The sequence below is a fragment of the Marinobacter goseongensis genome (genome assembly GCF_023156235.1).
Lineage (GTDB): Bacteria > Pseudomonadota > Gammaproteobacteria > Pseudomonadales > Oleiphilaceae > Marinobacter > Marinobacter goseongensis.
This window is the reverse complement of the sequence record NZ_JAKZAI010000002.1, coordinates 1-12,722: the sequence shown is the minus strand read 5'-3', so window position 1 is coordinate 12,722 and position 12,722 is coordinate 1. Positions and strand designations below refer to the sequence as shown.

Below are 12,722 nucleotides of genomic sequence, written 5' to 3'. Positions count from 1 at the left end.
GGCCAGCTCTTTGACCAGTGAGCCTGGTTTACCACCGATTGCCTTGTGATCCCTTGCCTGCTGGAAAACGAGGCTGAGTGGCTCAGGCTGAAGGGCGACAGCCGCTACCGCAAACCCACCAGCGTGCGGATCTTTCTTTTTTAGTTCGCAAACTATACATTGTCCGCTTTCCTGTTTTCTTCTGCTCACCGGTTAAGCGGAACACCGATGTCCAACGCGCACAAATCCGACCTTTTTCTGATCATTGTGACCCTGCTCGCGGCGATCAGCTGGATGTTCTCCAAAGAGGCCGTCCTGTTGATGCCGCCCCTGCTGTTTATGGCTGCGCGGTTTTTGCTCGCCGGCGGGCTACTGGCGCTGGTGTCCTATCGGTCACTCAAGCGCCTTTCCGCCGATCAACTGAGCCGTAGCGTCGGTGTCGGGTTGGTGTTCGGTACTGCCATGAGCTGCTGGATCATGGGTCTGTTCCACGGCACTCACGTTGGCGAGGGCGCCTTTCTGACCAGCCTCGGGGTGGTCATCGTGCCAATCATTGCGCGAGTAATCTTCAAGGAACCTCAACCGGCAAGCACCTGGATTGCCATTCCCATTGCCGTAGCCGGCCTGGCGCTGTTGTCACTCAAGAACGGGTTTCGTCCAGAGCTCGGTCAGCTGTTCTTCGTGATGGCCGCGTTCATCTTTGCCTTGTACTTTACTCTGAACACCCGCGCCGCCAACCAACGGACGGTCATTAACCGCCGCGGTGAATCGGTCGAGAAACATCGGGTTCCCGCCCTGCCCCTGACCGCCATCGCGTTACTCACCGTTGGCGTGCTGACCCTGATCGAATCCTTACTGCTGGAGTCCTGGACACCGGCGGCGGAAGCATTTTCCCCGATTCTGGTGTGGTGGATTTTCGCCAGCGCGGTCATCGGCACCGCCGGGCGCTTCCTGCTGCAGACCTACGCCCAGAGCCTGTCGGCCAACAGCCATGGCGTCGTTATTCTGGTGCTGGAACCGGTGTGGGTCGCCCTGTTTGCCGCCGGCTGGTTCTCCGAAACCATGGTTGCCTCACAACTCGCCGGTTGCGGGCTGATTTTTGCTGCGTTGCTGGTCAACCGTTGGGGGGTGATCAGCAAGGCACTGAAAGGCTGGCTGCGCCACCGAAAGCCCGTATAAAAGTGGTTGACCCACACAGCCGGAATCAGTATATTTCGTCCCCGTTGCAGAGACAGGACCATAGCTCAGTTGGTTAGAGCGCTACCTTGACATGGTAGAGGTCCCCAGTTCGAATCTGGGTGGTCCTACCACCTCTGTGAAGAAAGTCAGTTGCTTGCGTAATGCGTGAGAGCTGGCTTTTTTTGTGCGTGTTCGCTTTAATCCCCCATCCCCGCCACCAGCAGTTCGCCCGGGTCGCGCCGTCATCCCGGCGCGTCAAACTTCCTTACAGTTGACCTGGGTACACGGCAGTAAGTCCCTGATTTATTGACGGTGGCCTGATCCTTGCTGTCGAACTTTTTCAGTAATTCAGGGAGCACGACCAATGAAATGGATTCTGATAACAATGCTGTTTCTTTCCGCTCAGGCTGAAGCCACACTGATTCAATACACGTTTGAGGTTCTGACAAAAGAGCGCACCGGCACCCCTGGGGGAGCAACGGATCGCGCCGACATGACGCTCCTGGTTGACGCAGACTCGCGTCAGATCACAAAGCTTCGCTATACGACACGGTTTTTTGATATCGATTTTCAGGGAGGAGCGGACATTACAGCCCAGTTCAGGTGGTTAAACCAGGATGGATCGGGCTACTACGGCATCAATTCATTCATGGAAGGCGCCGTGCCCGACGGCACCAGCATAAACATGTTTCTTGAGGCCACAATGCCGATCAATGGCAATCCGGCCCATTTTCTCAACAACGGCACGGATGGTCAGCATTTCATTTTTTCAACCGAAAACCACTCGAACGCCTATATTGGAGAATGGATGCCAGGCGAGAAGATCATCGTCCCGGAACCTGCCACGCTGTCATTACTTGGACTCGGCCTCGGGGTTATTGGTCTGAGGCGCTACTCCCTCAGAGCAAAGAAACACTAAACCTGTGCCCCGGTACGTGATACAGACGACTGTAAATAATCTCGACGTGCGGGGGCAGTCGTTATCTCCGGGTTTTGGTTCGCTTCTTAAATGTTCTTCTCCTGCTCTACCACGATCAACTCATCGAGATCAAAACCCTCCGCCCTGGCGCGCGCCCTGAACGCCTCAAGAGCGTCGTCACTGACCTCGGGCGTGCGTGAGAGAAACCACAGGTACTCACGGTTGTAGCCGGTCACGTAAGCGTAGGAATAGTCCTCCTGTTCCAGTTCGAATACCACATAGGAGGCGTAGAAGGGTCCGAAAAACGAAACTTTCAGGTGACCGGTGCTGTCGTCACCCACAAACACCGCGCGTCCATCCGCCTGTTCCCACTTACCTTCCTCACTGTTGTAGCCACGGTTAGTGACCTTGATACTGCCATCTGCGTTACGGCTGTAGTCCGCCCGGACGTTGCTCAGGCCGCGCTCGAAGGAATGATCCAGCCTGGCGATTTCATACCAGGAGCCGAGGTACCGATCCGCATCAAAACCGCGAACCGGTTCAATGCCCTCCGGCACGCTGGTGCAGCCCGCCAGCAAACTCATCAATGCCACTAACGCCCACGTTCTCATATCCCTGCTCCCTGAATTTGCACCCACAAAGAATATTAACCCACGAATCCCGCAGGAGTGGGCGTACCCATCAGTAACTACGGGTATACTGCCCGTATTCGATCAGCCACTTCCCTACCCGGAACCGAAAACCCTATGCGCACGATTGTAGACATTACCCTGAAAACGCCCCAGACCGCCGTAGATGCACTCAGTGAGGCAACCGGGTTGTCCAAGATGCGCATCAAGGACGCGATGGCCAAGGGCGCCTGTCGCTGGACCAACAAAGGCAAACAGGTGCGCTTGCGGAAGGCGAAGCGGGAAGTGAAAGCCGGCACCCGGCTGCAACTGTTCTACGATGACATCGTACTGGCGCGCAAGGCCGAGCCGGCAGAACTGCTGACCGACTTCGGCCAGTACAGCGTGTGGTTCAAGCCGCACGGATTGCTGGCCCAGGGATCACAGTGGGGCGATCATTGCAGCCTGTTGCGCGAGGCGGAGGTGCGACTGGCAAAGCCCTGTTTTCTCGTTCACCGGCTGGATGCAGACGCCGCGGGGCTGATGCTGATCGCCCACGACAGCAAAGCTGCCGCAGCGCTGTCAGATCTGTTCGCCGGACGAGCCCTGCGCAAGCTTTACCACGCACGGGTCAACGGTCATCTCGAGGCCAACGCGATGTGCATCAATGCGCCGGTGGAAGACAAGGAAGCGATCAGCCATGTCACTACCCTGGCGCACGATCCGGACAGCAACACGACGGTGGTGGAGGTGACCATTGAAACTGGCCGCAAACACCAGATCCGTCGCCACCTCGCCGGACTGAACCACCCGATTACAGGTGACCGGCTCTACGGCACCGCGGCTGCGGTGCCCCTGCAGCTGGTGGCCGCAGAGCTTGAGTTCACCTGCCCGCTGAGCCGAAAAAAACGTCAACTTAATCTGCCAGCTTCTCTGAACAGCGTTTTGCCGAGAGCCTGATCGTAAAAAAGGCCAGCAGTCGCTGGCCTTTTTCGTCTGGTGTGTCGACTACACCTTGTAAAAATCCCGATACCAGTCGACGAAGTTGGCAATGCCCTCGTCTACCGTTGTGGATGGCTTGTAACCCACGTCTTTGATCAGATCGTCCACATTGGCATAGGTGGCCGGCACATCACCCGGCTGCAACGGCAACAGGTTTTTATCCGCCTTCTTGCCTACCCGCTCTTCGATAATCTCAATAAAGCGCGACAGCTCCACCGGATTGTTACTGCCGATGTTGTAGATTCGGTACGGTCCCTTGCTGGTGCCCGGGTCCGGCTGCGCACCACTCCAGTCCTCGTTGGGCTCGGCGACATGGTCGAGCGTGCGAATGACACCTTCGACGATGTCGTCAATGTAGGTGAAATCCCGCTTGTGGTGGCCATGATTAAAGACGTCAATCGGCTCGCCCGCCAGAATCTTCCTGGTGAAGATAAACAGAGCCATATCCGGGCGACCCCAGGGGCCATAGACCGTGAAGAAGCGCAGCCCCGTTGTCGGCAGGTTATACAGATGGCTGTAAGTATGCGCCATCAGCTCATTGGCTTTCTTGGAGGCGGCGTAGAGGCTCAGTGGGTGATCCACGTTGTCATGCACCGAGAACGGCATGGCTTCGTTAGCGCCGTACACGGAGCTGCTGGAGGCATAGACCAGGTGCTTGACGTCGTTATGACGGCAGCCCTCGAGGATGTTCATAAACCCGACAAGGTTCGCCTCAACGTATGCATGGGGGTTCTCGAGGGAATAACGAACCCCCGCCTGCGCTGCCAGATGCACTACCCGCTCCGGTTTGTGTTCTCGGAACAGCGCTTCCATCGCCTCACGGTCAGCCACGTCCTTGCGGACTTCGGTGAAACCCGGCTTGCCAGTCAGGCGCGCAAGTCGGGCCTCCTTCAGGCTCACGTCGTAATAGTCGTTGACGTTATCCACGCCAATCACCTCGTCACCGCGATCCAGCAAGCGGTGAGCAAGGTGCGAGCCGATAAACCCGGCGGTTCCCGTTACCAGGATTTTCAAGGTATCTCTCCCTGTCAGAATCGAACGCCGGCGCTTACAAAGGGGCCACCGAGGTCGATATCCAACTCGTCGTCGCCATCTTCGTAGTCGATGGCAATTTGGCGGTAGCCGGCTCGCAGTTGCAACAGCGCAACCTCGAACTGACCGTAGGCGTTGTAGTCGTAGACTGAGTCACCGTCAAAACTGATAACATTGGCTTCGCCACCGACGGAAACGCCGGTAAACGGCAGGTCAAAACGGGCAGCCAGATAGCCCATCGGGATGACAGCGTCCACTTCTGTTTGACTGACGGCGGTTCCGAGAACCTCCTGCACGGTCAGCTCCCCGTCAAGATCACGGGCGGTAATACCCAGATCCAGATTCACCCAGTTATCCAGCACTTCGTAATAGAGCGTCAGATCCAGCTGCGTGAGCTCAAGGGAAGAATCGACTTCGCCCTGTACGCCATCGAATCCGGCAAGCGACACTTCGCCACGCCCGTCCTGCTCGATTTTCGTGTAGTTCAGCCGCACGTTTGGCAGCAAGGGAACCGGGTGCTCGATATAGGCGCTCAGATTGGCGTTGGAGTCGCTGCTCAGATCCAGATCGTTATCCACATCGACCGCATCGCCGCCGTTGCGGACATCGCCGGAAAGGTCCGAGTCCCAGTAGCTCACGTTGGCACCCAGACCGATAACATCGGCGTGAACCACAGGCGCTGCCAATGCGGTGGCGCCGCCGAGGGCAAGAATCAGTTTACGCATGTAACACCCATTCGTTGTTGTATGGTTATCGTCGGTCAGTCGAACTGAATGCCCAGACGGCGACCAACTTCCTCGTAGGTTTCAATCACTTCACCCAATCCCTGGCGGAAACGGTCCTTGTCCATCTTCTTGCGGGTTTCCTTGTCCCAGATACGGCAACCGTCCGGACTGAACTCATCACCCAGAACGATATCGCCACCAGAACGGCCGAACTCCAGTTTGTAGTCCACCAGCAGCATGCCGGCGTCGTCAAACAAAGCCTTGAGCACATCGTTCACCTTATAGGTGAGCTCTTTCATTCGCGCGAGTTCGTCAGCGCTGGCCCAGCCGAAGCTTACGGCAAGAGACTCGTTGACCATCGGATCATGCAAGGCATCGTTCTTGAGAAACAGCTCGTAGGTGGGCGGAGTCAGGTTCTGCCCTTCCTCCACACCCAGCCTGCGGCAAAGGCTGCCGGCGGAAACATTTCGAACCACGCACTCTACCGGAATCATATCCAGCTTTTTCACCAGTGACTCGGTCGGCGACAGCAGCCCCTCGAAGTGCGTGGGCACACCAGCGGCCTCCAGCTTTTCCATGACAAAGGCATTAAAACGGTTATTGACCATGCCTTTGCGGTTCAACTGCTCTTTTTTTTCGCCATCGAACGCAGAAGTATCGTCACGGAACACCAGCACAAACCGCTCGGGATCGTCCGTGCGGTAAACAGATTTGGCCTTGCCAGCGTACAGTTCTTCGCGCTTTTCCATTTCAGGTCTCCGGAGATGACCGGCCCGCAGCCGGCACCTGGTAATTAATAAAGATATTCGAACAATTCCGAGAGCAGCTCTGGAGAACGGTTGTCACCGTCGTAGCCATCGGCTCGCGATGCCGTTACTACCAACACGCCATCTTGCTCTTCAACGTTCAGATCAAAAGTGTGCTTCGCCTCTTCTTCATCGGCAAACCAGCTGAACCAGCCGGGATCACGTTCCGACTCGCTGCGGAAATCCACATTGAACCAGCCCGCACTGCGGTTCAGGTCGACCACCGGAATCTCCGCTTCATTCAAGGCACGGCTGACTTCAGACCAGCCCCGACCGTAGTCCAGGTCCAGTTCAATGGACACCGGCTGGTCATTCTCGGAGTTCAGTCGCACCAGTGGCTCGCTGACCATACCGAGAGCTGCCCGGGAATAGGACTTGCTCTCCTCGCGACCTTTGAGGAACTCGCCCATGTCCGTGAGAAGCTTCTCGCTCGCATCGAGGTCATCCCGGGAAGGTACAGAGCCCGTCTGCCACGCCAGCAGTTGATCCGGATTGCTGTCCACTTCGTTCACCCGCAGCTGCACCTCTGTGGTCTTGCGGCGCACGCCCGGAGCCACACGGGCCTGAACCACCAGCAGTTGCTCTCCGGCGCCGGGATCGCTGTCCAGCTCCATCAGTGTTCGCGCGCGTTTGCTGAAGTTGACCAGTTCACTTTGCAGCAGCCCGAGTTGCGGACTGTCATGGGCGACACCGAGGCCTCGGTCATTCAGATAGGACGAAACCGCGGGCCAGACCCGGCCGGGCACGTCATTGATCAACAGCCACATCTGGCCATCAAGCTCTTCCACCACGTAGTTCTCCTCGAGAATCTCCGAGGTCATATCGGGCGGCGTGGGAATGGAATCGCGGTACATTTTGCCAGAATCGGCGGTAGTCACCTCCCGAACCGGCATAACCTGGCCGAAACGGGCGTCGTCCGCCTGTTCCGGCAGGCGCAGGGGCTCGCCCTCACTGGCGTTGACGTAACGCTCGGAACGGTCCTCGAGAAGACTGCAACCGCTGACAGTGAGAAGCACGGCCAGACCGGTTATCCTCGCTGCCGTGCCCATCACGTTTTTTCTTGCTGTCCTGAACAGGAACACCATCAGGCTACTCCAGAGTTTTGGTGGTACGGAAAGCTCAGAGTACACCTGAGGCCTTGAGGGCATCTTCAACTTCACCGTGGAACTTGTCACTCAGTGGGGTCAACGGCAGACGTATACCTTCGCCGATCATCCCCATCCGCTGCAACGCCCACTTGACGGGAATGGGGTTAGCCTCGAGGAACAACTTGCGGTTGAGCGGCATCAGCAACTCGTTCAGCCGTGCCGTTTCCTCACGGTCACCGGCGATCGCTGCTTTACAAAGCAGAGCCATGTCCTTCGGCGCCACGTTTGCGGTAACCGAAACGTTGCCCTTGGCACCGGCCAGAATCAGGTCGGCGGCTGTCGCATCATCACCGGAATAGACCGCAAGGCGCCCCTTCACCGCCGCTATCAGTTCAGTACCCCGTGGAATGTTACCGGTGGCGTCCTTGATGCCAATAATATTGGGGATATCTGCCAGGCGCTCAACCGTCTCGTTGAGCATGTCGCAGGCCGTGCGGCCCGGGACGTTATACAGCATCTGGCTCATACCCGGAACGGCTTCGGCGATCGCCTTGAAATGACGGTACAGGCCTTCCTGGGTCGGCTTGTTGTAATACGGTACAACCAGCAGACAAGCGTCGGCGCCGAGCTTGTGAGCCTCAGTGGTCAGTTCGATGGCTTCCCGGGTGCTGTTGCCACCGGTTCCCGCAATAACCGGGATACGGCCACTGACACGCTTTATGATGTGACCGATGACGCGGCAATGTTCCTTGGGATCCAGTGTCGCGGATTCACCGGTGGTGCCCACGGCAACAATACCGTCGGTGCCGTTTTCAAGATGAAAGTCCACCAGCTTGTCCAGATCCTCCCAGTGAATGTCACCATTGGGATGCATGGGTGTGACCAGTGCGACAAGGCTACCCGTAATCATAAAAGCTCCGTCCGAATAAAACCGATATGGTAATGTTGGGTGCGTACTGACACAAGGGAATTAAAGGCGATGTCATGCCCTTGTCCATCAGCCCTGCTCGACCCTTTCCTCAGTTGGGCTGTCCTTCACCGGCCACGCCGAAAACACGGCCTTCAGCATGGTGGCCAACGGGATGGCAAAGAATACGCCCCATAACCCCCAGATGCCTCCGAAAAACAGCACGGCCACGATAATGGCCACCGGGTGCAGATTGTTCACCTCGGAAAATAGCACCGGCACCAGCACGTTGCCATCCAGCGCCTGAATAATGCCGTAGACCACCATCACCCAGATGAAGTGTGAGCCCCAGCCAAACGCAAACAATGCGATCATGGCCACGGGTATGGTCACCACGGCGGCACCGATGTAGGGAATCACCACACTCAGGCCCACCAGTAAGGCCAGCAGCGCCGCATAAGGCATGCCCAGCACCTTGAAGGAGATGTAAGTGACCCCACCCACAATCAGGATTTCAACCGCTTTGCCGCGGACATAGTTGGCACACTGCAGGTTCACCTCGTGCCAGATTCTGAGCATCATCGGACGCTGCGGGGGCAGCAGCCGCGCGATCGCGGTCAGCAGCAGGTTGCGATCCTTGAGAAAAAAGAACACCAGAATCGGCACCAGCACTATGTAGATCAGCAGCGCCACCAGATCCGGAATACTCGAGAGGGAAAAAGACACCAGCCATTGGGTCAGATGCCCTGCTTCGGTGCTGATCTGACGATAGACGGTACTGACCGCTTCCATGGATATCAGCGTCGGGTATTGCTGCGGCAGCAACTCCATGTAGGACTGCAACTCCCGAATAATCCGGGGCGCCTCACCGGCCAGCGAGGTCACCTGGGTCCACAGCAGCGGCAGCAAGCCAAAGATGAACCCGACCAGAATGCCCAGGAACACCAGAAAAACGCCAATGATGGAAACAATTTCAGGCACACCCGTTCTTGTCAGCTTGGTAACCAGACCCTGCAGGATAAACGCAATGATGACCGAGGCAATCGCCGGCGCCAGCATGGCGCCGAACAGAATGACAAATACCGTGCCCGTGATCAGAAGCAGAAAAAGGATGACGGCTTCGTCATCTGAAAAGTATTTGTGGGCAAGACCGCGTAAAATTCTGACCATGTACATCTCCGTGGAAACACGGTGTGGGACCGTTAGTACCTGAACATCGACGGCGGCGCTGTCAGTCGCCGCACCTTATCACGAACCGGAAGCGGCCTCCGGCCTCCTCGGAACTCACCAGATGATGGCGGGAGAGTTTCAGGAACGCAGGAATGTCACGGGCAGAGCCGGAATCGGTAGCGATCACTTCAAGCTCATCGCCCGGCGACATGCTGTTGAGTTCGAGCTTGGTTTTCAACAAGGGCATCGGGCACCGCAACCCGGATGCATCCAGAATTTTCTGAGCCATGAACGGTCCACACCTTGCAGAACCTGTATTAACGAGGCGGCATTATGACGGCACTGCCCCCTGATTGCACCTCAATCGTATTTAATGAAGGGTACTAGAACTTTTAATGGCAAAATGCTGTCCTATCAAGCGATTTGGCAATGGATTTCAGACACTGATGCTTACCTTCTCCTCTCACCACACACCGGCCCGGGCATGGCTGATACGGGCGCTGATGCTTGTGATCGCGGCACTGCCGGTAATCCCGGCCCAGGCCCAGGACAGCACGCTACCGTCCATCGGGGGAGCGGGCGGCGGTCTGATCTCGGAGCAGCAGGAGACAGAGATCGGTCGTCAGGTCATGGTCTCCATTCGCCGGTCCGCGCCCCAGATATCCGACCCACTGGTCTATGACTACCTGCACGACGTGATCTACCGCCTGGTGCCCTCGGCCCCCCTGAAAAACCGCGACCTGACTCTGGCGATTATCGACAGCCCGGATATCAACGCCTTCGCGGTGCCTGGCAGCATTGTCGGCATTAACGGCGGCCTCATGCTGAATGCCCGCAGCGAGCAGCAATTTGCCTCCGTGTTGGCCCACGAACTGGCCCACCTGAGCCAACGGCATTTTGCGCGCCGGATGGAGCAACAGGAAACCAGCGCCCCGCTGGCCCTCGCCGGGATGCTCGCCGGCATCGTGCTGTCTGCCGTCACCCAGTCTGACATCGGCATTGCGGCGATTGCCGGCACTCAAGCGCTCTCGATCCAGAACATGCTCGCCTACAGCCGCGCCCACGAGCAGGAGGCGGACCGGGTCGGCATGGACATTCTGGCTGACGCCGGTATGGACCCACGGGGCATGCCTGAAATGTTTGAAATCATGATGAGGCAGAACCGCCTGCAGGGAAACCGGGTCCCTGAGTACCTCTCGACCCACCCTCTTACCCAGAGCCGCGTCTCCGATACCCGTAACCGCGCAGAGCAGTACCCGATTCGGGACGTCCAGGACACCCAGGAGTACCACCTGATACGCTCCCGGCTGCAGGTTCACTACGCCCGCTCCGGCAAAGTCGCGGTGGATACCTTCCAGGACTACCTGAATCGTTCGGACACCGAAAAAACCGATGCCATACGGTATGGCCTGGCCGCCGCTCACCTGCGCAACGGCGACCCCGGTAGTGCCATCGCCGTGCTGGAGAGGCTGCTGGAAAATAATCCCGGGCGCATTACCTATGTGGTGACGTTGGCTGAAGCCCTGATCACACAGGGCAACCTGGACGAGGCCCGGAGCCGATTAAAAAACGCGCTCGAACGCAATCCGGGAAATTATCCGATCACCTATCGGCTGGCGGAGGTGGAAACTGCTGAGGGCAACGGCGAGGCAGCCGCCGACTATCTGAAGCGACTGACCCGGGAACGTCCGAATCAAGAGACTCTGTGGAGCCTGCTCGCCGAGGCAGAGGGCATGGCACGGAATATCGTCGGTGTGCATCGGGCTCGGGCGGAGTATGAGGCGCTGATGGGAAATCTGGAAGCAGCCCAGCGACAGCTTCGCCAGGCGCAGGAAAAGCTGCCGGCCGGGGCACCCATGCGCCAGATTGTGACCGAACGCCTGACCGAGATTACCGAACAGTTGATTGCCCGGCGCAGCTAGCCGGATCAGGCGTTGCCGGCAGCCTGCAGATTCATCCCCGCCGTGAAATCCAGCATTCGCGTCAGTGGTTTTAGGGCCTGCTCACGGAGGTTGTCTCCCACCAGCACTTCCTGGTCTCCGTGCTCAAGCACATGGAGCAGGTTTTCTAGCCCATTCATTGCCATCCAGGGGCAATGAGCACAACTTCGGCAGGTTGCTCCGTTACCCGCAGTCGGCGCCTCAATCAGCGTTTTGTTCGGAGCCAGCTGCTGCATCTTATAGAAAATGCCGTTATCGGTGGCAACGATAAACTGCTGGTTAGGCAACGTCTGAACCGCATGGATAAGCTGTGAAGTGGATCCCACCACATCGGCCATTTCCACAACGGCATCCGGAGATTCCGGATGGACCAGCACGGCGGCATCCGGGTAGATCGCTTTCAGATCTTCGAGACCGCGATACTTGAATTCCTCATGCACAATGCACGACCCATCCCACAACAACACATCGGCGCCCGTGGTTTTCTGCACATAATGGCCCAGGTGCTTGTCTGGCGCCCAGAGGATCTTCTCGCCCCTGGCATCGAGTGATTCCACGATGGCCTGAGCACAGCTGGAGGTGACAACCCAGTCGGCTCTCGCCTTCACCGCGGCTGAGGTATTGGCATACACCACCACAGTGCGGTCCGGATGCTGATCGCAGAACTCCGCGAACTCATCCGCCGGACACCCGATGTCGAGCGAACAGGTAGCTTCCAGAGTGGGCATCAGCACTCGCTTTTCCGGGTTGAGGATTTTCGCGGTCTCACCCATGAAGCGCACACCCGCCACCACAACGGTCGTCGCCGGATGCTGATTACCGAATCGGGCCATCTCGAGAGAGTCAGCGACGCAACCGCCGGTTTCCTCAGCCAGACGCTGGATTTCCGGGTCGGTGTAGTAATGCGCGACCAACACCGCATCCTGCTCTTTCAACGCCTGACGGATGCGAGCTTCGAGCCGGGCTTTCTCGTCATCGCTTAACGGTTTCGGTTCAGCCTGGTGCGCCAGATGCTCTTGAACCAGAATGCGGTCTTCGGCTTGTGTCATTACTGCGTCTCTGTGTTTCAGTGGCCATCGGAGTATATCATTGGGTGCGTGCGGGCAAAAAAAAAGAGCCCGAAGGCTCTTTTTCAGATCAGAAGCATGACGCTTCGTCTCTTATTGGTGGGTCGTGAAGGATTCGAACCTTCGACCAATTGGTTAAAAGCCAACTGCTCTACCAACTGAGCTAACGACCCATAACAGGATCAAGCACCGCAACCGCTCAGCCAGCTGCCATACTTTCAATTTGGTGGGTCGTGAAGGATTCGAACCTTCGACCAATTGGTTAAAAGCCAACTGCTCTACCAACTGAGCTAACGACCC

13 protein-coding genes and 3 tRNA genes are annotated in these 12,722 nt (G+C 57.5%); 5 read left to right on the top strand and 11 right to left on the bottom strand.

Annotation, left to right across the window (positions count from 1 at the left end):
- Positions 1-207: 207 nt before the first annotated feature.
- The 3 genes from MLC70_RS00670 to MLC70_RS00660 all read left to right on the top strand — a co-directional run bounded on the left by MLC70_RS00670 (position 208) and on the right by MLC70_RS00660 (position 2,077).
- On the top strand, positions 208-1,158 hold the full coding sequence (locus tag MLC70_RS00670) for a DMT family transporter (RefSeq protein ID WP_248181046.1): 951 nt from the start codon (positions 208-210) through the stop codon (positions 1,156-1,158).
- Between the two features lie 54 nt (positions 1,159-1,212).
- Positions 1,213-1,289 (top strand) — tRNA-Val (locus MLC70_RS00665).
- 233 nt (positions 1,290-1,522) lie between these two features.
- Complete coding sequence (locus MLC70_RS00660) at positions 1,523-2,077, top strand: PEP-CTERM sorting domain-containing protein (RefSeq protein WP_248181045.1); 555 nt, start codon at positions 1,523-1,525, stop codon at positions 2,075-2,077.
- Positions 2,078-2,163: 86 nt separating this feature from the next.
- Here the strand turns inward: MLC70_RS00660 and MLC70_RS00655 are convergent, their stop codons facing one another.
- Entirely contained in the window at positions 2,164-2,688 is a 525-nt protein-coding gene (locus MLC70_RS00655) for a lipocalin family protein (protein WP_248181044.1), read from the bottom strand.
- Positions 2,689-2,823: 135 nt separating this feature from the next.
- Between MLC70_RS00655 and MLC70_RS00650 the strand changes: the two genes are divergently transcribed.
- On the top strand, positions 2,824-3,645 hold the full coding sequence (locus tag MLC70_RS00650; protein WP_248181043.1) for an RluA family pseudouridine synthase: 822 nt from the start codon (positions 2,824-2,826) through the stop codon (positions 3,643-3,645).
- Positions 3,646-3,693: 48 nt separating this feature from the next.
- Here MLC70_RS00650 and MLC70_RS00645 read toward each other — a convergent pair whose 3' ends face one another.
- The 7 genes from MLC70_RS00645 to MLC70_RS00615 all read right to left on the bottom strand — a co-directional run bounded on the left by MLC70_RS00645 (position 3,694) and on the right by MLC70_RS00615 (position 9,704).
- Positions 3,694-4,701, bottom strand: coding sequence for an NAD-dependent epimerase (locus MLC70_RS00645; RefSeq protein WP_248181042.1), 1,008 nt, complete (start codon positions 4,699-4,701; stop codon positions 3,694-3,696).
- 14 nt (positions 4,702-4,715) lie between these two features.
- Complete coding sequence (locus MLC70_RS00640) at positions 4,716-5,444, bottom strand: TIGR04219 family outer membrane beta-barrel protein (RefSeq protein ID WP_248181041.1); 729 nt, start codon at positions 5,442-5,444, stop codon at positions 4,716-4,718.
- Between the two features lie 35 nt (positions 5,445-5,479).
- On the bottom strand, positions 5,480-6,193 hold the full coding sequence (purC, locus tag MLC70_RS00635) for a phosphoribosylaminoimidazolesuccinocarboxamide synthase (protein WP_248181040.1): 714 nt from the start codon (positions 6,191-6,193) through the stop codon (positions 5,480-5,482).
- A gap of 44 nt (positions 6,194-6,237) precedes the next feature.
- A complete protein-coding gene (gene bamC, locus MLC70_RS00630; protein WP_248181039.1) occupies positions 6,238-7,335 on the bottom strand; it encodes an NlpB/DapX family lipoprotein in 1,098 nt (365 codons plus the stop codon).
- A 34-nt stretch (positions 7,336-7,369) separates the two neighbouring features.
- A complete protein-coding gene (gene dapA / locus MLC70_RS00625) occupies positions 7,370-8,248 on the bottom strand; it encodes a 4-hydroxy-tetrahydrodipicolinate synthase (RefSeq protein WP_248181038.1) in 879 nt (292 codons plus the stop codon).
- 87 nt (positions 8,249-8,335) lie between these two features.
- Positions 8,336-9,415 carry an AI-2E family transporter gene (locus MLC70_RS00620; protein WP_248181037.1) on the bottom strand — a complete coding sequence of 360 codons (1,080 nt, stop codon included), beginning with the start codon at positions 9,413-9,415 and terminating at the stop codon, positions 8,336-8,338.
- A gap of 61 nt (positions 9,416-9,476) precedes the next feature.
- Entirely contained in the window at positions 9,477-9,704 is a 228-nt protein-coding gene (locus tag MLC70_RS00615; protein WP_248181036.1) for a sulfurtransferase TusA family protein, read from the bottom strand.
- A gap of 214 nt (positions 9,705-9,918) precedes the next feature.
- Between MLC70_RS00615 and MLC70_RS00610 the strand changes: the two genes are divergently transcribed.
- Entirely contained in the window at positions 9,919-11,337 is a 1,419-nt protein-coding gene (locus tag MLC70_RS00610) for a M48 family metalloprotease (RefSeq protein ID WP_248181291.1), read from the top strand.
- Between the two features lie 5 nt (positions 11,338-11,342).
- Here the strand turns inward: MLC70_RS00610 and nadA are convergent, their stop codons facing one another.
- The 3 genes from nadA to MLC70_RS00595 all read right to left on the bottom strand — a co-directional run bounded on the left by nadA (position 11,343) and on the right by MLC70_RS00595 (position 12,722).
- Positions 11,343-12,404 (bottom strand): quinolinate synthase NadA, encoded by a 1,062-nt coding sequence (nadA, locus tag MLC70_RS00605; RefSeq protein WP_248181035.1) that lies wholly within the window; start codon positions 12,402-12,404, stop codon positions 11,343-11,345.
- A 115-nt stretch (positions 12,405-12,519) separates the two neighbouring features.
- Positions 12,520-12,595 (bottom strand) — tRNA-Lys (locus MLC70_RS00600).
- 51 nt (positions 12,596-12,646) lie between these two features.
- Positions 12,647-12,722, bottom strand: a tRNA-Lys gene (locus tag MLC70_RS00595).